At 63.0% G+C, this 23,677-nt stretch carries 17 protein-coding genes and 1 tRNA gene; 5 read left to right on the top strand and 13 right to left on the bottom strand.

Annotated features, from left to right (window positions below; genetic code table 11):
* The first annotated feature begins 11 nt into the window (after positions 1–11).
* From tsaE to addA, 4 genes are read left to right on the top strand one after another with little or no spacing between them, the layout of a single operon-like run.
* Positions 12–1,571 carry a tRNA (adenosine(37)-N6)-threonylcarbamoyltransferase complex ATPase subunit type 1 TsaE gene (gene tsaE, locus EK16_RS08255; RefSeq protein WP_081910422.1) on the top strand — a complete coding sequence of 520 codons (1,560 nt, stop codon included), beginning with the start codon at positions 12–14 and terminating at the stop codon, positions 1,569–1,571.
* Positions 1,568–2,326 carry a nucleotidyltransferase family protein gene (locus tag EK16_RS08260; RefSeq protein ID WP_038035801.1) on the top strand — a complete coding sequence of 253 codons (759 nt, stop codon included), beginning with the start codon at positions 1,568–1,570 and terminating at the stop codon, positions 2,324–2,326. The genes tsaE and EK16_RS08260 overlap by 4 nt, the downstream gene beginning before the upstream one ends.
* A complete protein-coding gene (gene addB, locus EK16_RS08265; protein ID WP_038035802.1) occupies positions 2,323–5,505 on the top strand; it encodes a double-strand break repair protein AddB in 3,183 nt (1,060 codons plus the stop codon). Before EK16_RS08260 ends, addB begins: the two co-directional genes overlap by 4 nt.
* Positions 5,502–9,179, top strand: coding sequence for a double-strand break repair helicase AddA (gene addA, locus EK16_RS08270; protein ID WP_038035804.1), 3,678 nt, complete (start codon positions 5,502–5,504; stop codon positions 9,177–9,179). Before addB ends, addA begins: the two co-directional genes overlap by 4 nt.
* Here the strand turns inward: addA and EK16_RS08275 are convergent.
* The 13 genes from EK16_RS08275 to EK16_RS08335 form a co-directional block, all read right to left on the bottom strand.
* A complete protein-coding gene (locus EK16_RS08275) occupies positions 9,124–9,609 on the bottom strand; it encodes a tRNA (cytidine(34)-2'-O)-methyltransferase (protein WP_038035805.1) in 486 nt (161 codons plus the stop codon). The two genes, addA and EK16_RS08275, sit on opposite strands and share 56 nt — an antisense overlap.
* Positions 9,610–9,813: 204 nt before the next feature.
* On the bottom strand, positions 9,814–11,022 hold the full coding sequence (locus EK16_RS08280) for a serine palmitoyltransferase (protein WP_038035806.1): 1,209 nt from the start codon (positions 11,020–11,022) through the stop codon (positions 9,814–9,816).
* 45 nt (positions 11,023–11,067) lie between these two features.
* Entirely contained in the window at positions 11,068–11,310 is a 243-nt protein-coding gene (locus tag EK16_RS08285; RefSeq protein WP_038035808.1) for an acyl carrier protein, read from the bottom strand.
* A 14-nt stretch (positions 11,311–11,324) separates the two neighbouring features.
* Complete coding sequence (locus EK16_RS08290; RefSeq protein ID WP_051929098.1) at positions 11,325–12,356, bottom strand: NAD-dependent epimerase/dehydratase family protein; 1,032 nt, start codon at positions 12,354–12,356, stop codon at positions 11,325–11,327.
* Between the two features lie 153 nt (positions 12,357–12,509).
* A complete protein-coding gene (locus EK16_RS08295) occupies positions 12,510–14,312 on the bottom strand; it encodes a fatty acyl-AMP ligase (protein ID WP_081910385.1) in 1,803 nt (600 codons plus the stop codon).
* Between the two features lie 213 nt (positions 14,313–14,525).
* Entirely contained in the window at positions 14,526–15,095 is a 570-nt protein-coding gene (locus tag EK16_RS08300) for a hypothetical protein (RefSeq protein WP_038035810.1), read from the bottom strand.
* 599 nt (positions 15,096–15,694) lie between these two features.
* On the bottom strand, positions 15,695–16,687 hold the full coding sequence (locus EK16_RS08305; protein WP_038035811.1) for a 2-hydroxyacid dehydrogenase: 993 nt from the start codon (positions 16,685–16,687) through the stop codon (positions 15,695–15,697).
* Positions 16,688–16,853: 166 nt separating this feature from the next.
* Entirely contained in the window at positions 16,854–17,612 is a 759-nt protein-coding gene (locus EK16_RS08310; RefSeq protein WP_038035812.1) for an ABC transporter ATP-binding protein, read from the bottom strand.
* Positions 17,609–18,367, bottom strand: a complete 759-nt coding sequence (locus EK16_RS08315; protein WP_038035813.1) for an ABC transporter ATP-binding protein — start codon at positions 18,365–18,367, stop codon at positions 17,609–17,611. Before EK16_RS08315 ends, EK16_RS08310 begins: the two co-directional genes overlap by 4 nt.
* Positions 18,368–18,370: 3 nt before the next feature.
* Complete coding sequence (locus EK16_RS08320) at positions 18,371–19,537, bottom strand: branched-chain amino acid ABC transporter permease (RefSeq protein WP_038035814.1); 1,167 nt, start codon at positions 19,535–19,537, stop codon at positions 18,371–18,373.
* A 6-nt stretch (positions 19,538–19,543) separates the two neighbouring features.
* A complete protein-coding gene (locus EK16_RS08325) occupies positions 19,544–20,572 on the bottom strand; it encodes a branched-chain amino acid ABC transporter permease (RefSeq protein ID WP_038035815.1) in 1,029 nt (342 codons plus the stop codon).
* A 277-nt stretch (positions 20,573–20,849) separates the two neighbouring features.
* On the bottom strand, positions 20,850–22,199 hold the full coding sequence (locus tag EK16_RS08330; RefSeq protein WP_038035816.1) for a substrate-binding protein: 1,350 nt from the start codon (positions 22,197–22,199) through the stop codon (positions 20,850–20,852).
* An 846-nt stretch (positions 22,200–23,045) separates the two neighbouring features.
* A tRNA-Ala gene (locus EK16_RS08335) sits at positions 23,046–23,121 on the bottom strand.
* 227 nt (positions 23,122–23,348) lie between these two features.
* Between EK16_RS08335 and EK16_RS08340 the strand changes: the two genes are divergently transcribed.
* Positions 23,349–23,645 (top strand): YggT family protein, encoded by a 297-nt coding sequence (locus EK16_RS08340; RefSeq protein ID WP_038036354.1) that lies wholly within the window; start codon positions 23,349–23,351, stop codon positions 23,643–23,645.
* The last annotated feature ends 32 nt before the right edge of the window (positions 23,646–23,677 follow it).

Consider the following 23,677-nt stretch of genomic DNA (forward strand, 5'->3'; position numbering starts at 1 on the left):
ATCTTTCCAATATGACCGAGCAGCAGGATTTTTACGAGATTACGCGTGACCTTCCCGACGAGGCGGCAACGGTGGCGCTGGGCCGGGAGCTTTCCCTGTTTGTGAAGCCGGGGGACTGGCTGTTGCTGTCCGGTCCTCTGGGCGCGGGCAAGAGCACACTGGCGCGGGCGCTCATTCATGCTCTGGCGCCGGAGCATGGTGCCTTCGAAGTGCCCAGCCCCACGTTCACCCTGGTGCAGCCCTATGATTTTACGCGCATTCCGGTTGCGCATGTGGATCTCTATCGCATTGCCGATCCCTATGAGGTGGACGAGCTGGGACTGGAGGATCTGGCGCGCACGCATCTCATGCTGGTTGAATGGCCGGACCGGCTGGAGCGTCTGCCTGCCGACCGACTGGAGATTGCGCTGAGCGATGATGTCGCGGCAGGACGAAGCGCATACCTTGCGGGGCATGGCGCATGGGCGGAGCGCCTTGCGCGCATGGAGAGGGCGCGACAGTTTGTCGAGCGTTTCGCCAAGGGGCGAAAGATCGAGAGGCGCTTCCTGCAGGGGGATGCCTCCGCGCGGCGCTATGAGCGTCTCGTGGAAGAGGGGCGGGCTGCGGGCATTCTCATGGATATGCCGGAAAGGCCGGATGGTCCGCCAATCCGCGACGGCAGGAGTTATGACGAAATCGCGCATCTCGCCCGTTCGGCACGGGCGGTGTGGGCGGTCAATACGGTTCTGGCTGAGCGGGGCTTTTCCGCGCCGCGCATTCTGGCGGAGGATCTCAGGCACGGGTTGCTCGTGCTGGAGGATCTGGGTGATGCCGTCTATGGCCGGCTCTATGCCGAAGGGATCATGGAAGAGCCCCTAGCGGCGGCGGTGGACGTTCTGGCGGCGATGGCCGCGCAATCCTGGCCGCAGGTGGTCGCGACTCCGGCCGGAGAGCACGTGATCGCGCCCTATGACGAAGAGGCCTTTCTCATCGAGGCGGAGCTGTTGCTGGACTGGTTCTGGCCCTTCGTGAAAGGCACGCCGGCGGATGAAGCGGCGAAGGCGCAATACCGAAAGCTTTGGGCGAAAGCGCTGCCTCTGACGCAGGCTGGCGCGCCGGTGTGGTGCTTGCGGGATTATCATTCGCCCAATCTCATCTGGCTTCCTGAGCGAAAAGGGCTTGCGCGCGTGGGTCTGATCGACACACAGGATGCCGTGCTTGGCCCTGCGGCCTATGACCTGGCCTCGCTTTTGCAGGATGCGCGGGTGAGCATTCCGCAAGCGCTCGAGGAGGCCATGTTGCAGCGCTATTTTGCCTTGCGGCGACAGCAGGAGGCGGGCTTTGACGAAGAGGTCTTCCGGGCCGCCTATGCCGTGATGGGCGCGCAGCGGGCGGCAAAGGTTCTCGGCATTTTCGTGCGGCTGAAGCTGCGGGATGGCAAGCCCGGCTATCTTCGGCATCTGCCGCGGGTGAAGGGGTTGCTTGCGCGCAATCTGGCCCATCCGGCGCTTGGCGAACTGCGGGCATGGATGGAGCAGAACCTGCCGGAAGCAATCACGCCGGAGAAGAGCGCGGAAGGAAACGGGGCATGACGGGCATCAAGACGGCCATGGCGCTGGCGGCCGGTCTGGGCACGCGCATGCGCCCTTTGACATTGAAAACGCCCAAGCCCCTGATCAAGGTGGCCGGGCGCTCGCTGCTCGATCGGGTGGTGGATGCCGCCGGACGGCATGGCGTTGCGCGCGTTGTGGTCAACGTGCACTGGCTTGCGGATCAGATCGAGGTCTGGGCAGAGGCGCGAACGCCGCCGCCGGAGATCCTGCTGTCTGATGAGCGTGAGCATTTGCTGGAAACGGGCGGTGGCATTCGCAAGGCTCTTGATGCGGGGCTGCTGGAGCGGGATGCGCCCTTTTTCGTGTTCAATACCGACAGCTTCTGGTGTGATGGCCAGGAGCCGCTGCTTGTGCGCCTGCAAGCGGCCTGGGACGATGCCCGCATGGACTGTCTGGCCGTTCTGGCGCCGTTTGCGCGGGCCGTGGGCTATGAAGGGCAGGGTGATTTCATCATGGACGATAACGGGCGGCTTGCGCGGGCCGATGCGCAAGCGCGCGCGAAAGGCGAGGCCCTGCCGTTTACCGGGATTTATGTGGTGCATCCGCGTTTGTTTGCGCAGGCGCCGGATGCACCTGCCTTTTCCATGAATGTGCTGTTCGATGTCGCTTTGGCGCGGGGAAGGATGTATGGTCTTCTCCATGACGGCCTCTGGCTGCACGTGGGCACGCCTGAGGCCATCGCCGGGGCGGAAGCGGCGCTTGCCCGATGGAACAGGACTGAACAAACGGCATGACGACAACGGCGCGCGGCAGACCGCGTGTATACACTATCCCCCCCGATGTCGCCTTTCTTCCGGCGCTGGCGCGGGCGATCCTTTCCGGCAATCTGCCGGTGCCGGGTGGCGCGCCGCCCTCGCCGCTGGATCTGGTCAACTGGACCATCTGGCTGCCTACGCGGCGCACGGCGCGCCTGCTGGCCGCCGAGCTGATGACGGTGGCGCCGTCCGGGGCGCAGGTGCTGGCGCGCATTCATCCCCTGGGCGATGTTGATGAGGATGAGCTTGCGCTTCTCGATGCGGCGGGGCAGGAGGTCATTGCCGATCTGCCGCAGCCCATTCCGCCGGTGGTGCGGCATTTCCTGCTGGCGGAGTTGGTGCGGGAATGGGCGGAAAGTGACCGGGAATGGCCCTTGTCCGAGCTGATCCGCACCCATCCCGGCGAGGCGTTGAAAATGGCGCGGGCGCTGGCGCGGCTGATCGATGCCTTCGCCATTGAGAATCTGCCCCTTGATGCTCTCGATGCGCTGCTTGACGACGACAGGCCGCAGCACAGGCTGGCGGCGCGGGCGCTTCTGCGGCATGTGCGGGCCGAATATGCCAATCGGCTTGCCGAGCGCGGCTATATGGATGCCGCGGCGCGGCGCAGCCGGCTGATTGAAGCGCAGGCGGAACGCTATCGCTCATCGCCGCCTGATGCACCCGTGATTGCCGCCGGTTCCACCGGCACGATCCCGGCCACGGCGCAGCTGCTGAAGGTGATCGCCCATATGCCTCTCGGCTGCGTGATCCTGCCCGGGCTTGACAGGAACATGGATGAAAAGAGCTGGGATGTGCTGCCGGAAGGGCATCCGCAATATGGCATGAAGCGGCTGCTAAAGACCATTGGCGCCGACCGGAAGGAGGTGGAGGACCTGCCCGGGCTTGACGAGTGGCGGACGGATACGGGCTGTGCGCGGGCGTTTCTTCTCTCGGAAGTGATGCGCCCGGCGGAGACGAGTGATCAATGGCCAAACATCGTGCGCAAGAAGCGCGATGTGCTGCTCAAGGGAAGCGAGGGGCTCAATCTTCTCGACGCCGATGACCGGCATGAGGAGGCGCGCGCCATTGCGCTTCTCATGCGCGAGACGCTGGAGCGGGAGGTGGTGGATGCCTTCACCGGCGAGAAGCGGCCGTGCACGGCCGCGCTGATCACGCCGGACAGGGCGCTGGCGCAGCAGGTGCGTGAGGAGCTGACGCGCTGGGGGATTGCGGTTGATGATTCTGCGGGGCTGCCGCTGGCCGATGCGCCGCCCGGGGTATTCCTGAAACTGTTGCTCGATGCCGCCCTCAATGGCTTTCCACCGGAAAAGCTGGCGCCGCTGGCGGCGCATCCCTTCGTTTGCTGCGGCATGGGGCGCGGGGTGTTTCTTGAGCGGTTCACCCATCTGGAAAACGCCGTTTTGCGCGCGCTGCCTTCCTGGCCCGGCATTGAGCGGCTGGAGGCGCTGGTGCAACAGCGTAAGCAAGCGGTGCAAAATGAACCCTTTCAGGCGCACAGGGCGGTGCGGGCGCTCTCGCCGGAGGACTGGGCGGCGATGCACGAGGTGGCGCGGGCGCTCAGCACGGCGCTTTCGAGCCTTGCCCGGCAGGCGGCGGGGCGGCAGGCGAAGCCTGTGGACTTTGGCACGCTTCTGCGGTGTCTGTTCGAGACGGCGGAAGGCTTGTGCACCAATGATGAAGGCCGCTGCCTGCTGTGGGAAGGCGAGGCGGGCGAGGCTTTGGCGGAGGCGGTTTCCGATCTGATCGATCATGCCGATCTCGGCCCGCGGCTGACGCTGCAGGATCTGGCGCTCTATCTAATCACGGAACTTTCGGGGCGGCCGGTGCGCCCGCCGCAGAAGGCGCAAGTGCGGCTGTTCATCCTCGGATTGCTGGAGGCGCGGCTGGTGCCGGCGGATGTGAAGATCCTCGGCGGGTTGAACGAGGATATCTGGCCGCCGGCGGCGGAGGTGGATCCGTTCCTCAACCGGCCGGACAAGAGGCGCATCGACCTGCCGGTGCCGGAGCGGCGCATTGGGCTGACCGCACATGATTTCGTGCAGGCGGCGGGCAACCGCACGGTCTGGCTGACCTGGGCGAAGCGGGTGGATCAGCAGCCGGCGGTGCCCTCGCGCTGGATTCTGCGTCTTGAGGCGCTGCGATCCAGCCTTGAACAAGAAGCAGCGGATCGGCCCCAGCCCCATCTGCTTGCATGGGCGCGGGCGCTCGACCGGCCGAAAGGTAGAGCGCGGCCTGTTGATCCGCCATGCCCGCGACCGCCTGTGCGCCTGCGGCCGGACAGCCTGTCGGTCACCCGGGTGGGGCTTTTGATGCGCGCGCCTTATGTCTTTTTCGCGCAGCAGGTTTTGGGGCTTGAGCCGCTGGATGATCTTGTCTGCCGCATGGGGGCAAGGGAGCTGGGCACGGCCATTCACGCGGCGCTGGAGCGGTTTTTCAGGGCTCATTCCGGCCCCGATCTGCCGGAGAATGCCGAAGAACAGCTGTTTGCGTTTCTCAAGGAGGCCTTTCTGGAAGCGGTTGATGATGAGATGCGCCTGCACTGGTGGTCGCCGCGGCTTGAGCGCATGGCAGCATGGATTCTGGAGCAGGAGAAAAGCTGGCGCGCATCCCTGCGGCGGGTGCATGCGGAAATTGAAGGGCGGCTTGTTCTCTCTCTTGACGGCGGGGGCGCATTCACCTTGACGGCGCGGGCGGACCGGCTTGATCTGCTTGAGAATGGTGCGGTGCGCCTTCTGGATTTCAAGACGGGACAGGCGCCAGGCAAGAAACCGGATTCCTCCGACTATGATCCGCAGCTGGATCTTGAAGGGGCCATGGCCCTCAAAGGCGGCTTTGCCGACATCGGCCCGGCAAGGGCGATTGAGGAACTTGCTTATGTGCGGCTCACCGGTGGCGTGCCGCCCGGAGAGGTGAAGCGGCTTGGCAACTCGGACGAGGCGAATGATCGGGCGCGGGAGGCCCTGAACGGGCTTGCGCAGCTGATGGGTGCCTATGCCCGTGAGGATCAGGCCTATCTGCCGGTGGGGTTTGAGGATGCGAAGCCCTATCTTGTGCCGTTTGCCCATCTGGCGCGCTGGCAGGAATGGCGGCATCGCCTCGCCGATGAGGCCGAAGAAGGCGCAAGAGCCGGCGAAGATGAGGAGCGCGGAACATGAGCGCCCGGGGGCAGACTGATCCAATCAGGGAGGCGACACTGCGGCAGCTGGAGGCGGCCAATCCGCAAATCGCCGCCTTTGTTTCCGCTCATGCCGGCTCGGGCAAGACGCATGTCCTGACCGGGCGGGTGATCCGCCTGCTGCTGGAGGGTGTGGATCCGCAGCGCATCCTGTGCCTGACCTACACGCGGGCGGCGGCGGCGGAGATGAAAACGCGCATTTTCAAGCGCCTGTCCGATTGGATCGATCTCGACGATGAGGGGCTGCGGCAGGCGATTTATGACATCACCGGCGGCAGCCTGCGCTTTGATGAGGCGGATTCGCTGGTGCGGGCGCGACAGCTGTTTGCGCGGGCGCTGGAAACGCCGGGCGGGCTGAAGGTTCAGACCATTCACGCCTTCTGTGAGCGCTTGCTGAAGGCCTTTCCGGTGGAGGCCGGCCTGCCGCCCGGGTTTGAGGTTCTGGATGAAAAGGGCGCGCGCGAGCTGATCACGGAAGCGCGGCACATGGTGCTGGCCGGCACCGCGCCGCTTGATCCGGTGCGGCTCGAGAAACTGAAGGATGATCTGGCCGCGCTCTCCTTGCGGCTGCGGGAAGAGACGCTGGATGAGCTGCTCAATGAGCTGCTGAGCCATCGCCACAGGCTGCAGCCGTTTCTGGAGAATGAGACGCTGCTTGAAGCCTGGCACGCGGTCTTGAGCGCACAATTGGGAGTGGATGATGCCACGACGAATAAGCAGCAGCTTCGCGAGGCATGGCGGGCGCAGGTGCTCAAGGTGCGTGATGCACTGGATGAGCTGATTGCGCATCTCGATGGTTATTCAAAGAAAACCGATGTCGAACGGCAAGCACAGTTGCGTCAGCTGCTTGCGCTGGCCGAGGGCGATGATGTTTCGCTCCTGTGGAAATTTGCTGATGGTCTGTTCCTCACACAGAAAGGGGAACCGCGTGCCGACAGAAGCATGCTCACCAAGGATGTGCGGAATGATCATTCGGGGCTGGCACAGGAGCTTTTTGATCTTCGTGATCAGTTTTACGAGTTTGCGCAACAGGAGCGCGGGTGTGTGGTGCGCGATGCCAATCGGGCGCTGCTGAATGCGGGGCTTGCAGTGATGGAGACCTATGCCGCCTTGAAGCGGCGCATGGGTGTTGTCGATTATGATGATCTTATTGCGCGCACGCTGCATCTTCTGGATCCGGCGCGGGGCGATGCCGCCTGGGTGCTCTATCGGCTCGACGGCGGCATTGAACATGTGCTGGTGGATGAGGCGCAGGATACCTCACCGCAGCAATGGCAGATCATCAAACGCCTGACGGAAGAATTCTGCGCAGGCCGGGGGCGTTATGAGGAGAATTCGGCGCATCTGCCGCGCACGGTTTTCGCCGTGGGTGACTACAAGCAGTCCATCTATTCCTTTCAGGGGGCGGAGCCGGAAGTCTTCAAGGAGATGGAGGCGCATTATCGCGCCTGCTTTTCCGATGCGGGCCTGACCTTCAAGGCGGTGGAGATGAGTGTCTCCTTCCGCAGCGCACCGGTGATCCTCAAGGCGGTGGATGCGGTGCTGGAACACCTTGATCCGCCCCTGATCGATCATGGCGGAGGGGGCGAAGGGCATCGCTCCGCCTGGGGCGATGCGCCGGGGCTTGTTGAGATGTGGCTGCCGGAAGTGGCGGATGCGCAAGAATCCCGCAGCCCCTGGGCGCCGCCCGATTCCTTGCGGGTGAGGGAAAATGCGCGCATGCGGCTGGCGCGGCGCATGGCACAGACCATCCGCCGGCTCATTGCCGAGGGCGTACCGGTGCGGGAGGGGCCGAAGAGCTATCGGCCGGTGCGCTATGGCGATGTGCTCATCCTTTTGCGCTCGCGCAGCGATTTCATGGAAACGATCATCAGCGTTCTGAAACAGAGCGGTATTCCTGTGGCGGGCGCGGATCGCCTGAAGCTGCCGGATTATCTGGCGGTGCAGGATATGCTGGCACTTCTGCGCTTTCTCGCCAACCGGGAGGATGACCTCTCCCTGGCCTGCGTGCTGAAAAGCCCCTTGCTGGCGCGTGATGACGGCCGTCCCTTTGATGACGATGACCTCATTGCCTTGAGTGAACGGGGACGGGCGGAGGAGGCGAGCCTGTGGCGACGGCTGCAGAACGCGGCCAAGGCAGGCAGGCCTTACACTCAAGCGGTGGCGCAGCTGGATGCCTGGTGGTCGGAAGCAGGCTTTCTCTCTCCCTTCGCCTTTCTGGCGCGGGTCCTGGGGCGCGATGGCGGCCGGCGGCGTTTCATTGAGCGGCTGGGCGAAGAGGCGGCGGAGCCGCTGGATGCGCTGCTTGATATGGCGCGGGCCTATGAGATGGAGCATGGCGGCGCGCCGGCCGGATTTGCCGACTGGCTTGAGATGGCCGCGCCCGAGATCCGGCGCGAGACGGATACGGACGAGGGGCGTCGCGACGAGGTGCGGGTGATGACCGTGCACGGGGCGAAGGGGCTTGAGGCGCCGGTGGTCTTTCTGCCCGATACCTGTGATGATCCTTTTGACAGGCGCAAGACCAAGATCATTCGCGTGCCGCTCAAGCCGGAGGAGCTGGAGCATCAGGTGGAAATTCCCTTCTGGGTTCTGTCTTCGGCTGACCGCAATGAACAGGCGAATGTGATGTTCGATGCCTGGATGCGGCGGCAGCTTTCCGAACATCACCGGCTGCTCTATGTGGCGATGACCCGTGCGCGGGACCGGCTCTATATTGCAGCGGCGCCTTCCCAGCGCGCGAAGAAGGAAGATGGCGACCTGAGCGATGAGGAACGGGCGCTTAAACTCATTGAGCGCCTTCCCCGCGACAGCTGGTATCGCATCATGCTGCAGGCCCTGTTTTCCGAAGGGGCGAATAGCGCGCATGCGCTGCGCGATGCGGCGGGGCAGCTGTTGGGCTGGCGCATGGCGGAAGGCGATATGTTCCGTTCGGCCATGACCGCAGATCAGGAACAGACAGCCGAGGCGGCCTTGCCGGAATGGGCGATGCAGCCGGTAGCGCAGCCGGTGGCGCAGGAGTGGCTGGCGCCTTCGCGGGCGCTGCGTCCGGCGGGGATGGAGGAGGATGCGGCGGGCGCTGTTTCTGAGACAGAGCGCGTGCTTTCCCCCTTGAAAGCCGAGCAGAAGAAAAAGGCCCGCTTCGGGCGCGGGCGCATCATTCACCGGCTGCTGGAGCTTCTGCCGGAGATTGCGCCGGAAACGCGCGAAGAGCGGGCGCTTGCCTGGCTGATGCGACCGCCGCGGTCGCTTTCTCATCAGGAGGCGCAGGACATCTGGGGGGAAGTGAAGCGGCTTCTTGATAACCCAGATTATGCAGCGCTTTTCGGGCCGGACAGCCGGGCAGAAGTGCCCTTAGCGGCGCGGATTGCCAGCGCGGATGGGGAGATGATGGTGGCCGGTCAGATCGACCGGCTGGTGGTGACGGAGCGGGAGGTGATCGTTGCCGATTACAAGACCATGCGCCCGCCGCCCAAGAGCATCGACAAAGTGCCTGAGGACCATATCCGGCAGCTTGCGCTTTATGCGCTGGCCATGCGCTCCCTCTGGCCGGATCGGCCGGTGCGGGCCCTGCTCATTTACACGGCTGAGCCGGAAATTATCGAGATTCCTCCGGAAAGGCTGAAAGCTGCCGCAAAGCCTCCGCAGCGATGATGCCGGCGCTCATGGCGACATTGAGCGAGCGTAAGCCTGGCCGCAGCGGAATGCGCACGCGGGCATGGGCTGCATCATGCACCTCCTGCGGAACACCGCAGCATTCCCGTCCGAAGAGCAGAATGTCTCCCGGCGCATAGAAGAAGGCATGATGCGGAAAGGCGGCGCGCGTGCTGGCGAGGATGAGGCGGCGATCGCCCATGGCCTTCAGAAAGGCCTGCCAGCTGTCATGTCGGATGATGCGCACGTGATCGAGATAATCCATGCCGGCGCGCTTCAAGGCCTTGTGCGACCAGGGAAAGCCTGCGGGCTCTATGACATGCAAAGGCAGGCCGAAGCAGGCGCACATGCGCGCGGTGGCACCGAGGTTAGCCGGAATGTCCGGCTGATAGAGCGCCACGGCGATGGGAGCGGCGGTTGCGTTCTCCATTGCTGGTGACATGGCTCGGCACGGAAAGGCCTGTTCTTCCGAGGGGTATGCGCCACGGTATCCGGCATAATACCAATCTGCATAATGAACCACCCGCCGCCCCGCGCCCCCACCCAACCCCCCAATTATTATAAACAAGGGCTTGGGCGGGGGCGCGGGGCGATTTTACCGGTCAGCCTTAGCGCAACTGGTATAAGAGGAGGATCAGGCTTCGGCAACCATGCCCGGCTGGGCGGCAACGACCTGAGCGAAGAGCGCGATGATGCGGTCGATGTCCTCCTCGGTGTGGGCGGCGGATACGGAGCATCTGAGCAGATGCACGCCGCCGGGTGTGCCGGGCGGCAGGGCGATGTTGACGTAAACGCCGGCCTTGAGCAGGGCGTTCCACATGGCAAGCGTGGACGGTTCGTCCGGACACTGAACGGCGATGACGGGAGAAACCTCCTCGCAGCCCAGCTTGAGCCCCAGTTTCTTGAAGCCCTCATGCAAGCGGCGCGAATTCTCCATCAGTTGTTTCCGTCGCCAGGGCTCGTTTTCGATCTTGTGCACGGCGCACAGGGAGGTGGCGATGGAAGCGGGCGAGGGGGAGGCCGTGAACATGTAGGGCTTGGCCGCCCAGCGCAGGGCCTCGAAGAGGGGATGATCGCCGGCGCCGAAGCCGCCGATGGCGCCTATGGATTTGGAGAAGGTGCCAACGACGAAATCCACTTCGCTTTCCACGCCGGCTTCCTCGGCCAGGCCGCGGCCATGTTCGCCCAGCACGCCGAAAGAGTGCGCCTCATCCAGCAGGAGCTGAAAGCCGTATTCGCGCTTCACCGCGATGAACTCGGCAAGCGGCGCGCGGTCGCCCAGCATGGAATAGATGCCCTCAAGGATCACGAGCCGGCCGCCCTTGCCGGGATCGTGGCGGGAGAGCTTGCGGGCGAGATTGTCCGGATCATTGTGACGGAAGCGAATGACCTGGGCGCCGGAGAGCTTGCAGCCATCGTAAATGGAGGCGTGAGAATCGGCATCGATGAAGATGGTGTCTTCCGGGCCGGCAAGGCCGGAGATCATGCCGAGGTTGGCCTGGTAACCGGTGGAGAAGACGATGCAGTGCTTGCGGTTGAGAACGCGGGCCAGGGCCTGTTCCAGCTCGCGATGCATGGCATAGGTGCCATTGGCGATGCGTGAGCCGGTGGTGCCGGTGCCGTATTCCTCCAAAGCGCGCTTTCCGGCCTCGATGCAGTCGGGATCAAAGGTGATGCCCATGTAATTGTTGGTGCCGGCCAGGATCACCTCCCGCCCGCCGATGATGGCGCGGGTGGGGGAGAGGACGCGATCGTTGACGAGGCCGACGGCATCGGCGCCCGCTTGCACAAGTACTTCGTGCCGCTCAAAGACGGGGCGATGCTTTTCGAGAAGATCCTTCATGCGGGGGCGTCCTGTCTTGTCCGTAAGTTCGTTTTCCTTGGCATGTCAGGCGAGGCGTTCCTCGACCACGCGGGCGAGATCCTCGATGGTGCGTGTCTCGGAAAGGACATTCAAGGGAATGTCGATATCGAAGGTGTCTTCCACTTCCATGATGAAATCCATCACGCCGGCGGAATCGATGTTGAGCTCCGCGGCGATGTCCGTCTGCGGGGTCAAGGGCACGCCTTCCTTGTTGAAGGGAGCGAGAAGCTCGGTAAGCCTGGCGATGATTTCGTCACGCGTGGTCATGACGCATCCCGTCCTCAGTGATGGTCCGCAGCGCTGGTCTTGCGCAGATGCGCGGGCAGGCGATTGGCCGGCAGCCAGCCCTCGGCGCAATACCAGGAAAGGGTTTCGGCAAAACCTTCAGCAAATTGGCGGCGGGCTGTCCAGTCCAGCCGGTCCTGAACCTTGGGCGAACGGGCCAGCCAGTCGTGATGATAAAGCTCGCGCACCTTGCCGGGCGAGAGGATGACGGCCCGGCCAGTGAGACGTGCATAGAGGCTCGCGGCCTGTCCGGCAAGGGCAACGAGCCCTTTCGGCAGGTGGATGACCCGCACCGGGCGCCGCATCACATCTGAAACGATGGCGGCGATGTCCGGCCACGTATAGCCACCGGGGCGGCCGTCGTCCACTTCCAGGATTTCTCCCTGGACAATGCGCTCTGCTTCATCCGTGGCGATGCGCACAAGCGCCTCGGCGAGATCGGCGGCATGAATGAGCGAGAAGCGCATGTTTTCGTGTCCGGGCAAAAGGGCGCGTTTGCGCGAGAGCTGATCTATGAGGCCAAGGGTTGCGGGATCGCCCGGGCCATAAACGGCGGGGGGGCGGACGATGGCGATGCGCATGGCATCATCATCCCTCCGGGCCAGGGCGATAAGAGCGCGCTCGCTTTCGGCCTTGGAGGCGGCATAGGCGGAAAGGTGTGGCTCGCGCGCGGCCAGGGAGGAGACGTGCACGAAACGGCGCACGCCCGAACTTTCGGCGCATTCGGCCAGACTGACCGCCGCTTCGGTATTGATGCGAAAGAAGTCCGCGGGGCGGGCGGCGGCCACGGCGCCGGCGATGTGAATGACGGCATCAGCGCCGTCAACGAGCCGGCGCAGGGCGTCCTTGTCAGTGAGATCGCCGGTTATGATCTCAAGCCGCCCTTTCGCCTCCTGTGGCAGGCGCAGTTTCTGCGGATTGCGCACCAGGAGGCGCAAGGGGTGATGCTGTTTCAAGAGAGCGGCGAGAACATGAGAGCCGACGAAGCCCGTGGCGCCGGTGAGAGCGATGCAGGTTTTGCGGGACACGGTTTTTCGTCGTCTTTTCTGCTTTGGCAGCCAGACACTTTTTTGCGCCTGACCTGGTTCTGCCGAGGCTGGTTATGCCCATGAAGATCTTGGCAGCATGGCGGAAGCCCTCGTTTTCCCCGGCCTGTCAACCGCTCACAGGCATTGCCAGGCTTACGCCCCGGCGGCGCTGGCCATGGTTTCCGTTCCAGTGGGCACGGGCAGGGGCTCAATGTCGCCGGCGAGATAGAGCGCGCGGGTGCGGGCGCGGGCCAGCTTGCCGGAGGAGGTGAAGGCCAGGGAATGCGGCGGCACCAGCACCACGTCGCATTCCACGCCGGCGGCCTGATGCACGGCGGCGGAAATGCGCTTTTTCAGATCGGCACGGTCTGCAGGATCGTTGAGGCGGCATTCGGCGAGCACGACGATCCGTTCACTGCCGTCCTCGTTCTCCACGGAAAAGGCACAGACATCACCGGAGCGCAGAGGAGCAACCTTTTCCGCCGCCCATTCGATGTCCTGCGGCCAGATGTTGCGGCCGTGATAGAGGATGAGGTCCTTGGCGCGGCCGGTGATGACAAGCTCGCCGTTCAGGAGATAGCCCATGTCGCCGGTGTCCATGAACCCGTCGGGGCGCATCACCGCCGCCGTGGCTTCGGGATTGCGATAGTAGCCGTCCATCATGGAGGGGCCCTTTACCCAGATGTGACCGATGTGACGCTCCGGCAGCGGACGGCCCTCGGCATCGACGATGCGCACCTCATGATCAGGCAGCGGGCGGCCGCAGACGACGAAGGTGCGGGCGCGATGCGGATCGGTGCTCCGGGCGGGCACGGCGCGATGGCACAGCTTCATCATCGCGCGATCCACGGTGTCGGTGCTAAAGCGGCTGTCGAGATCGGAAAAGGTGATGGCCAGAGACATTTCCGCCATGCCGTAGCTGGGCAGGAAGGCCTCGGGGCGGAACCCGGCAACAGCCAGCTTTTCGGCAAAGAATTCAAGCACGTCGGCGCGGACCATGTCGCCGCCGATGCCGGCGATGCGCCATGCGGAAAGGTCCAGCGTTTTTGCCTCGCCATTGATGCGGCGGGCGGCAAGATCGTAGCCGAAGGAGGGCGCATAGGCGATGGTGCAGCGCCACTGTGACATGAGCTTCAGCCACAGGGCAGGGCGCCGAGCAAAGGCGGGCGTGGGCAGATAGTGCACGGGCACCTGTCCCATCATCGGCGCCAGGCAAAAACCGACGAGGCCCATGTCATGATAGAGCGGCAGCCAGGAAAAGGCGCGATCCTCATTGCGGATCTTCAGCCCGTGGCGGAGAATGCCGGTGGTGTTGGCGCAGATGGCCCGCTGGGAGATGAGCACCCCCTTGGGCGCGGAAGTGGAGCCGGAAGAATACTGGATGTAGGCGGCTTCATCCGCGGAGAAGGGGGCCAGGGCATCGGCGGCCGGAGAGAGCGCGGCCAGCTCTTCATGGGTGATGACACGGGAAACCCCGGCGCGCTCGGCTGCCTTTTGCAGATGATCCTTCAATTCCGCAGGGCCGACAGCGGCAGCGGCATCAGCGGCGCGCATCATGGCGGCGATGCGCTCGATATAGGCGTCCTTGCCGCCGATGTGCATGGGATAAGGCATGGAGCAGGGCAACATGCCGGCATACTGGCAGCCGAAGAAGAGGATCATGAACGCCGGCGTGGTCTCGGCGACAACGGCGATGCGATCACCCCGCTTAAGGCCGGCGGCCTTCAGGCGCCCGGCCATGGCGCGCGCTTCATCGGCGAGCTCGGCATAGGACAGCACGCGCTCCACCTTGCCGCGCGGCGCGTGAAAGACATAGCCGGAATTAGTGCGGGCGGCAAATTCCAGGCCCTCGATCAGGGTGGAAAAACCGCCATTGCGCCGCGGGCCTTCCACCGCCTGCGGCGCCGCCTTTTCCGGCAAGGACGCCTCCGCCGTCTCCTCACTCCGGCTGTTCATGGATTTAGTCATTCTCCGACCGATAATCACCTGCATGGCGCTAACAGCGAGAAGGTAAGCAAAGGGTTAACGAAAACGCCCATGCGTTGCGACATTACGCCCCTCATCCCGCGGGAGGATTTGTATCAGCAAGGGAAAAAGGGCTCAAATCAAACCGTGTTTCATTTTGTAAACATCAGGCCGCAAGAGCCGTTTTGAACATGAAAGGCGGTTTCAACGCAGCCAGGAGGGCAGGCCGAAGACCGCAATCCAGGCAGCGAGCAGGAGAATGCCGCTGATCAGGCCGGCAAGCCAGGCAAGCCACACGGGCGCCGGAGAAGACGGGGAAGGTTTTTCTGGTGCTGCCGAGGCGAACTCGACGACGAGAGGCGCATCCTCGGCGATATAGCGGTGACGACGGGCGACGCGATGGGCGATGAAGCGGCGCACGAAGGCGGTCATGTCCTCCAGTCGCGGAGAGGAAAACAGCACCTTGCGGCTGTCCATTGTCTCTTGCACCAGCTCGTATTGCCGTCCCGATTCGTCCATCTGAACGTAAGAGGACAGGTCGATCCACAGGCGAGGCGGATGAGACGGCACCAGGGAGAGGTCGATAAAGCCTTTGGCTTCCGGCATGGCGGAGACATAAGGGCGCAGCTCCTGCTCCAGAGAGAACAGGCGCAAGGTGGCGGCATCCTGCACCGCCAGCCTGGCATCCTGCCAGGCGGCCTCGGCCTCGCGGGCGCGGCGCAGTTCCTCGCGTGCCACCTGTTCCATGTCCCTTTCGCTCTTCGCCCGTGTCACGTTGCCTTCCCTGGCCCATGTGCATGTTCAACGGGCGGTCTTCATGCCCGGCGTTTCGATCTGGCACACGGGGCATGAAAACCGTTTACGGTTGTGAATGAAAAGCAGGATCTGTGCCAGATGTCATGTCTGGTGTGCGGTTGCAGGAAAGTTCTGTTCTCCCGCCCGAAAAGAAAAGGGGCCGCGTTGGTTGGCGCGGCCCAAGTCTAGGGAGGAAACGCCCAGGAAGGGCATTGCATGGACGGAAAAGTGCGTTCCGGCCTTGCGGAGCCGTATTTCGCAGGCTCTTGAATAAATTGCAAGCGGGCCGGGAGATGGTGCGACAATGTGCTCCGAACATTACAGGAACTTCATGAAGATTCTTGCGTCATGTCAAACTCTTAAGGAATCCGTGGACAGCACGCGCCGTTTTTGCGATTCGGGTGGTAAAGGCACGTCATCAGAGGAGCATGGCGGCAAGTATATGATAATATTCTAATATTCTTGACAGCCGTGGTTGATCAGGGCCCACCGTTCAAAAGGGCGCAGTTGATAGTTTTCCCGTGCATGCGCGAAGCTTGGATCGCTCCATTTCGGAAGCGCGCAGGCACTATGCGCTCTCACAGCATGGACGGCAGAACGCGGTCGGGCGGGGTGTGGCCGTCCACGAAGGTCTTGATGTTGATGATGACCTTCTCGCCCATGTCGATGCGGCCTTCGATGGTGGCCGAACCCATGTGCGGCAGAAGCACGGCGTTGGGGCATTCGAGCAGCTTGGGATTCACCGCCGGCTCGTTTTCAAAGACATCCAGGCCGACACCGCCCAGCTCTCCGGCCTGAAGCATGCGGACAAGGGCGTTTTCGTCGATGATCTCGCCGCGGGCGGTGTTGACGATAATGGCGTGCGGCTGCAGCAGCTTCAAACGGCGGGCGGAGAGCAGATGATAGGTGGCGGGCGTATGCGGGCAGTTGATGGAGATGATATCCATGCGCGCCAGCATCTGATCGAGGCTCTCCCAGTAGGTGGCCTCGAGTTCCTCCTCGATGTCGGGATGCACGCGCTTGCGGTTGTGATAATGCACCTGCATGCCGAAGGCCCTGGCGCGGCGGGCCACGGCCTGTCCGATGCGGCCCATGCCGATGATGCCGAGGCGCTTGCCCCAGATGCGGTGTCCCAGCATCCAGGTGGGCGACCAGCCGGGCCAGCGGTTGCCCTCGCGGCGGATGATCTCCGCGCCCTCGATGAGGCGGCGGGAGACGGCGAGGATGAGGGCCATGGTCATGTCGGCGGTGTCCTCGGTGAGCACGCCGGGGGTGTTGGTGACGGTGATGCCGCGGGCGGTGGCCGCCTCCACGTCGATGTGATCCACGCCGGTGCCATAGTTGGCGATGAGCTTGAGCCGCTCGCCGGCCTGGGCGATGACGCCCTTGTCGATCTGGTCGGTGACCGTGGGCACGAGCACGTCGGCCTCGCGCATGGCCTCGATGAGCTGTTCGCGGGTAAAGGGCGTGTCGGTGACATTGAGCCGCGTGTCGAACAGCTCCTTCATGCGCGTCTCAACGACGTCAGGCAGCTTGCGGGTCACGATCACCAGCGGCTTGCGCTTGCTCATGGCGCGATCACTCCCGATTACAAGGCGGGATCAGTTCATTGCCCTTCCTATCGCGTGATGGAAGAGCCCTGGCCCAACACGAATGCGACGGCTCGCACCGGCCGATTTAACGCGGGCGGCGGCGGCTTGTAAACTCTCCTGACGTGGCAAGGGCGCCTGCCGGATATCAGATGGCGAGATAGCGCTGGCGCAGCTCCTCGTCGTCGAGCACCTCCTGCGCGGAACCGTCGAACACGATCTGGCCCATGTCGAGAATGGCGGCGCGATCGGCCAGCTGCAGGGCGGCGATGGCATTCTGTTCCACGAGGATGGTGGTGATGCCCATTTCCTTGATGCTCTGCAGGATCTTCTCGATCTCCTGCACGATGACGGGAGCGAGACCCTCATAGGGCTCATCGAGCAGAAGCAGCTTCACATCGCGGGCAAGCGCGCGGGCCACGGCCAGCATCTGCTGTTCGCCGCCGGAGAGGGTGATGCCTTCTTGATCGCGACGCTCGGCAAGGCGGGGGAAATGCTCGTAGATCTTCTCCAGCGGCCAGCCCCTGGGTTCGGCGATTTGCGCAAGCTTGAGGTTTTCTTCCACGGTGAGGCCGCCAATGATGCGCCGGTCCTCAGGGACAAGCTGAATGCCGCGCCGGGCGGCCTGCCAGGCCTGCATGGTATGCAAGGGCTCGCCATTGAGCCAGATCTCGCCCGATTTCAGCTCCGGCTCGGCAAGGCGGGCGATGGCGCGCAAGGTGGAGGTCTTGCCGGCGCCGTTGCGCCCGAGAAGGGCCAGGATCTCGCCTTCCTGCATGCTCAGCGAAACGCCCTGCACGATGTAGCTTTCGCCATAATAGGCATGCAGGTCATGGGCCTCGAAAAAGGGGCGGGAGGCCTTTTGGGTTTCGGTCTTCGCGTCCATGGCGGCAGCAGTCTCAGTCATAGATGCGCACCTCCCAGATAGGCTTCCTGCACTTTCGGGTCTCCCTTGATCTCGTCCGGCGTGCCGTCGGCGATGAAGGTGCCGCGGGCGAGCACGGAGATGCGGTGCGCCAGGGAGAAGACCACGTGCATGTCGTGTTCGATGATGATCTTGGTGATGCCCTTCTCGCCGATCTTCTTCAGCAGCTCGATGGTGTTGTTGGTATCGGCGCGGGACATGCCGGCGGTGGGCTCGTCAAGCAGCAGCAGCTTGGGCTTCTGGATCAGGCACATGGCCAGCTCCAGCCGCCGCTTGTCGCCGCGGGAGAGCGCGGCGGCGATACGGTGACGCTGATCGGCAAGACCCACATCCTCCAGAATGTGCTCGGCTTCCTCGATCAGGGCACGCCTGCGCGTCACCCGCTGCCAGGCATTGAGGCGAAAGGCGCCGTCCTCCTTGGCCATGGCCGGGATGAGCACGTTGTCAAGCAGGGTGAGATCCTCGAAGATCTCCGGCGTCTGAAACACCCGCGCGATGCCGAGCTGATTGATGCGATGCGGCGGCAGGCCGATGATGGGCCGGCCCTCGAAGGTGACGGAGCCGGTATCGGGCTTCAGCCGGCCGACGAGACAGTTGAGCAGGGTGGACTTGCCGGCGCCGTTGGGGCCGATGATGGCATGAACGGTGCCTTCCTCCACCGTGAGGTTGACGTCCCACAGCGCACGCAGGCCGCCAAAGCTCTTGTTGACGTCGGTGATCTGAAGAATGGCCGCCATGGATCACGCCTCCTCGCGATTTTCGCCCGTGGTCTGCTTCCTGCTGCGGGTAAAGAGGCCGATGAGGCGATTGAAGCCCTCAATCAGCCCGCCGGGCAGGAAGATGACGATGAGCATGAACAGCAGACCCAGCGTGAGATGCCAGCCCTCGCCCACGAACATGGAGAGGACGGAGACGAGGGCATTCTCCACCGGATCGGGGAGGAAAGAGAGAACGGCATGGAGGCTGTTCTCGTTGATGGCGGAGAAGATGTTCTCGAAATACTTGATGACGGCCGCGCCGAGGAAAGGCCCGAGCAATGTGCCGGCGCCGCCGAGAATGGTCATGAGCACCACCTCGCCGGAGGCCGTCCACTGCATGCGCTCGGCACCGGCGAGCGGGTCGGTGACCGCCAGCAGGGCTCCGGCCAGGCCGGCATACATGCCGGAAATGGTGAAGGCAGCGAGAAGATAGGGGCGCGGATAGACGCCGGTGTAGTTGAGACGGTTCTGGTTGGATTTGATCGCCCGCAGCATCATGCCGAAGCTGGAGCGGTTGATGCGCATGGCGATGTAAAAGCCGGCGATCAGCATGACGGCGCAAAGATAGAAGGCCTGCCAGCCGGTGATTTCCAGACCGAAGAGGCTGGGTGCAGGAATGCCGTTCTCCTCAATACCCATGGCGGCATCCAGAACGCGTACGTCCTGATTGATGAGGTCGGTGACCGGCCCGGAGGCGCGCAGTTTCACCTGCAGGCCCGTTTCGCCATTGGTCAGCGGCGTGAGCACGGAATAGGCCAGCTTGTAGGACATCTCGGCAAAGGCGAGGGTGAGGATGGAGAAATAGATGCCCGAGCGCTTGAGCGAGACATAGCCGATGGCAAGGGCAAACAGCCCCGAGATGATGACGGCGAAGACGATGGCCGGGATGACGTTCATCGTCAGCAGCTTGAACATCCACACCGCCGCATAGGAGCCAACACCGAGAAAGGCAGCGTGGCCGAACGACAGATAGCCGGTAAGCCCGAAGAGGATGTTGAAGCCAATGGCGAACAGCCCGTAGATGGCGAATTTCTGCAGCAGGTCGGGATAGCCCGCGCCAATGGGAGCGAGCAGCACCGGCATGCTCAGCACAAAGGCCGAGAACACCAGGAAGAAGATGAGATCCTGCCGTGCGTTGCGTTTGAACATGGCCGGTCAGTCCTCCATCACGCCCTTGCGGCCCATGAGGCCACGCGGCCTGGTAAGCAGGATGACGACGGCGACCAGATAGATGATGATCTGGTCGATGCCGGGAATGATGGCCTTCACCTCGTTCATGGAGGCGAAGGACTGCAGGATGCCGAGCAGGAAGCCGGCCAGAACGGCACCGCCCAGCGATCCCATGCCGCCGACCACGACCACCACGAAGGAGAGCACGAGAAAGTCCATGCCGATGTGATAGTTCGGCGGCAGCACCGGCGTGTACATGGCGCCAGCAAGGCCGGCGACAATGGCAGCGATGCCGAAAACGATGGTGAAGCGCCGCTCGATGTTGATGCCAAGCAGGCCGACGGTCTCACGGTCACGCATGCCGGCGCGCACAACCATGCCGAAGGTGGTCAGCTGCAGGAAGGCGAAGACGATGCCGATGACGACAAGCGCAAAGAGGAAATAGATCAGCCGCCACCAGGGATAGACGATGGTGTTGGGCGGCAGGCCGAAGAGGGCGCCGACATCCGCCGAACCGGCGAAGATGGCCGGGGCGGGAACGGGAATGGGATTGGCGCCGAAGAAGTGTTTGACGATCTCCTGCAGCACGATGGCAAGGCCGAAGGTGACCAGAATCTGATCGGCATGCGGGCGCTTGTAGAAATGGCGGATCAGGCCGCGCTCCATGGCGATGCCGATGAGCAGCATGACCGGCACGACGACAAGAATGGAAATGGGCACGGACCAGTCGACGAGGAACTTGCCGAAATCACCAAGCCAGGCCTCGACATAGGGCGTGCGGATCTCCAGCGGTGCGCCCCAGGGCGTCTTCTGGGTGGGGTCGAGCGTGACCTTCTCTAACGTGAGCAGCTTGTTGAGGGCCACGGCACAGAACGCACCCAGCATGAACAGGGCGCCGTGTGCGAAGTTGACGATGCCCAGTGTGCCGAAGGCCAGCGTCAGGCCGAGGGCAATGAGCGCATAGGCGCCGCCCTTGTCCAGCCCGTTGAGAACCTGAAGCAGTATGGCGTCCATTCGGCCCCTCTTGAAACTTCTGCCGGCGTGCCGGTCGTTTACGCGCCCAAACGCGGCTTGAAGCGGTGTCTTCTGCCGTTCCCCGCGGCATGCACAAGGCCCCGATGATCATAAACGAGGCAGTGCCGCAAGGATGCCTTCACCGGCCCTTGCGCCTTTCAAGGCGGCGAGCGGTGTTCAGGCGAAAGCGTCAAACCTGTCCCGGGTAGGGCCCGGCCATGCCGTCCTTTCCGGATCGACATGGCCGGGAACGAAAGCATGCCTGCCAACGGATGCGTCAGCAAGGCTTGGTGTTGATCGGGCCGAGCTCGCCACCGAAGATCTTGGGATCGTACTCGACCTTGGAGCGCGGCGTGAGCTCCACCACGGAGAGCAGGTCGAACTTGGAGGTGGGCTTCTCGTTGCCCTTCACCACCAGCACGTCCTTGAAGCACTGATGGTCGGCGGCGCGATACTCGGTCGGCCCGTTGCCGAGACCGTCGAACTTGAAGCCCTCCAGCGCCGGAATGACGCCTGCCGGCGAGAAGGTGCCCGCCATTTCGCAGGCGTTGGCATAGAGGATGGTCTGCACATAGCAGGTGTGGGCCGCCATGGAGGGTGGGAAGCCATATTCCTGACCGAAGGACTTCACGAAGGCCTTGGTGGCCTCGTCCTGAAGCTGCCAGTTCCAGTTCACCGAGCCGTAGATGCCCTTGATGGCCTCGCCGGCACCCTGGGCCATCAGGCGCGAGAACAGCGGCACGACGATCTCGAAGTTCTTGCCGTTGACCACCTTGTCGCGCATGCCGAACTGCACGGCCTGGGTTAAGGCGTTGACCATGTCCTTGCCGTACAGGTTCAGGATCAGCACATCGGCACCGGAGGAGAGCACCGGGGTGAGGTACTGCGAATAGTCACCGGCGCCCAGCGGCACGCGCACGGTCTTGACCGTCTGCCAGCCCTCCTTCTCGGTGAATTTCTTCATGGACTCCTCCTGGGTCCAGCCCCAGGTGTAGTCCGCGGTGATGTGATAGGCGCGGCGATCCTTGCCGTAAGCCTTGGCCAGCACTGGGCCGAGGGCGGCGCCGGACATGTAGGCGTTGAAGAAGTGGCGGAAGCCATGACGCCGCTTGTCCTTGCCGGTGGTGTCGTTGGAGTGCGTCAGGCCGGCCATGAAGATGACGCCCGCATCCTGACACAGGGACTGCACGGCGATGGCCACGCCGGAGGACGAGCCGCCGGAGATCATGATCGCCTTGTCCTTCTCGATCATGCGCTTGGCGGACGCGCGGGCGGCGTCGGACTTGGTCTGGGTATCACCGGTAACGAAGGTGACCTTCTTGCCCAGGATGCCGTTGCCCTTCAGCGAGGAGGGCTTGAAGGTGTTGAGCATGCCGCCGTCGCCCTCGCCGTTGAGGTGCTTCACCGCCAGCTTGAAGGCGCGCAGCTCGTCGGCACCCTCATCAGCATAGGGGCCGGTCTGGGGCACGTTGAAGCCGAGGACGACCTCCTTGCCCTTGGGCATGTTGCAGTATTCCTCGGCGTGCGCGTCCTTGATGTAGTGCAGGATGGGCACGGCAAGCGCGGCACCGCCAGCCGCACCGCGAATGATCTGGCGGCGGTTCACGATCAGTTTCTTCTCGCTCATGAAAAACTCCCTCTCCTCTGACTGTCGCTTGGCGGAGAGCAGCCGCGTTCGTTGGTTCTCGTGTAAAGGGCTGCAAAGTCCGCCGCTGCAAAGTAGCACGGGCCTGCGGCAATGATGAACTTAGATTTTCGGATGATGTTGAAGCGAGAAGCGTGACCCGTTGCCGCAGCAGGGGCAAGTTGCGCCATGCAGGGAAAGGGAGGGCTGATTAAACCTAACTTTCAAACGACAATAGTTTTTCTTAAGTTGGTAGACGAAAAAGCCGTTTACGATGTTCAGCAGAAAAAATCTTTCAACGAATGATTGTCAAAATCCGGCCACAAGCGTGACGTTAAATAACCGGCGAAATGAAGCAAGGAAAAGGGCGATGCCATGACAGCCGAAGCGGGTCTGCGGATCCGTTCCGGCCTGCGGTGAGACCCGACTCCCCGGGGGCTTTCGGAGCCGGATCCGTCCGCGTGTCATGACATCGCCCCGAGCTGAGGGGCCCCATCCATCGGCATCCGGGCGGATTGACGGGACACCCATCAGCAACTTTCAAACTTTACAGCACGACTTTCACCATTGCCTCACATTCAGGGTGGTGATCTTTCGCTTCATTCCCCTTAACGCTCGAGAATCATCAATTCCGTCGCTCCAATGAAAATTTAAGAGGGCTTCCGCACGGGCCTGCAAGATGAAATGTGTCATTTTGCACGCCTGTGATGCTTTTGCCTCGTGGTTTGTATTCTTTTGGGACAAAGGGCCTGCAAGTCGTGATCGCGCTATGCGTGCGAGCATAAATCATGCCATTGTTGTGCGTGTGGAGGCAAGCCCATAGATGGAGGGAAACCTTCAAGAGAAAAGTGGTGGAGCCGAGGGGGATCGAACCCCTGACCTCAGCATTGCGAACGCTGCGCTCTCCCAACTGAGCTACGGCCCCATGTCGGTGTTGCGATCCCGCGAAGGGGAAAGTTGTGTCGATCATCTATGCCGCCTGAAGGCGGCTGTCAAGAAGCAGGCATCGCTCTTCGCCCTCATGCGGCCATGTGGGGCCGAGCAGCCTTGCACCCTGGCAGTTTAAGGGCTACATCGGCAGGGTGCTCCCGGCCGTGAATGACACAGGGGGCGCATTGGGTATTCAACAGCGGACGGGACTGCCTGCCCATGATGTACAATCCGATCCTGTGGCTGATCATTACGGTGCTGGACATCTATTTCTGGATCGTCATCGCATGGGTGGTTGCCAGCTGGCTCATTGCCTTCAACGTGATCAATCCGTCCAATCCTGTCGTGCGACAGATCCTTTATGGCCTCTCGCGGCTGGTGGAGCCGGCCCTGCGCCCCATCCGGCGTTTTCTGCCCGATCTGGGCGGCATCGATATTTCGCCCATGATCCTGCTGCTGGGCATCTACTTCTTGCAGTATCTGGCCGTGTGGCTGTTCTTCAAGCTGGGGCTGGCATGAATGGCCTGACCCAATCCGGTGACGACGGCGGA

The organism is Thermopetrobacter sp. TC1 (assembly GCF_000746275.1).
GTDB lineage: Bacteria > Pseudomonadota > Alphaproteobacteria > Rhizobiales > Aestuariivirgaceae > Thermopetrobacter.

What these genes read in the sequence shown, in the direction of transcription:
- tsaE (WP_081910422.1), top strand. Translation starts at nt 12, where the DNA reads ATGACCGAGCAGCAGGATTTTTACGAGATTACGCGTGACCTTCCCGAC.
- EK16_RS08260 (WP_038035801.1), top strand. Translation starts at nt 1,568, where the DNA reads ATGACGGGCATCAAGACGGCCATGGCGCTGGCGGCCGGTCTGGGCACG.
- addB (WP_038035802.1), top strand. Translation starts at nt 2,323, where the DNA reads ATGACGACAACGGCGCGCGGCAGACCGCGTGTATACACTATCCCCCCC.
- addA (WP_038035804.1), top strand. Translation starts at nt 5,502, where the DNA reads ATGAGCGCCCGGGGGCAGACTGATCCAATCAGGGAGGCGACACTGCGG.
- EK16_RS08275 (WP_038035805.1), bottom strand. Translation starts at nt 9,609, where the DNA reads ATGGAGAACGCAACCGCCGCTCCCATCGCCGTGGCGCTCTATCAGCCG.
- EK16_RS08280 (WP_038035806.1), bottom strand. Translation starts at nt 11,022, where the DNA reads ATGAAGGATCTTCTCGAAAAGCATCGCCCCGTCTTTGAGCGGCACGAA.
- EK16_RS08285 (WP_038035808.1), bottom strand. Translation starts at nt 11,310, where the DNA reads ATGACCACGCGTGACGAAATCATCGCCAGGCTTACCGAGCTTCTCGCT.
- EK16_RS08295 (WP_081910385.1), bottom strand. Translation starts at nt 14,312, where the DNA reads ATGAACAGCCGGAGTGAGGAGACGGCGGAGGCGTCCTTGCCGGAAAAG.
- EK16_RS08305 (WP_038035811.1), bottom strand. Translation starts at nt 16,687, where the DNA reads ATGAGCAAGCGCAAGCCGCTGGTGATCGTGACCCGCAAGCTGCCTGAC.
- EK16_RS08310 (WP_038035812.1), bottom strand. Translation starts at nt 17,612, where the DNA reads ATGACTGAGACTGCTGCCGCCATGGACGCGAAGACCGAAACCCAAAAG.
- EK16_RS08315 (WP_038035813.1), bottom strand. Translation starts at nt 18,367, where the DNA reads ATGGCGGCCATTCTTCAGATCACCGACGTCAACAAGAGCTTTGGCGGC.
- EK16_RS08320 (WP_038035814.1), bottom strand. Translation starts at nt 19,537, where the DNA reads ATGTTCAAACGCAACGCACGGCAGGATCTCATCTTCTTCCTGGTGTTC.
- EK16_RS08325 (WP_038035815.1), bottom strand. Translation starts at nt 20,572, where the DNA reads ATGGACGCCATACTGCTTCAGGTTCTCAACGGGCTGGACAAGGGCGGC.
- EK16_RS08330 (WP_038035816.1), bottom strand. Translation starts at nt 22,199, where the DNA reads ATGAGCGAGAAGAAACTGATCGTGAACCGCCGCCAGATCATTCGCGGT.
- EK16_RS08340 (WP_038036354.1), top strand. Translation starts at nt 23,349, where the DNA reads ATGTACAATCCGATCCTGTGGCTGATCATTACGGTGCTGGACATCTAT.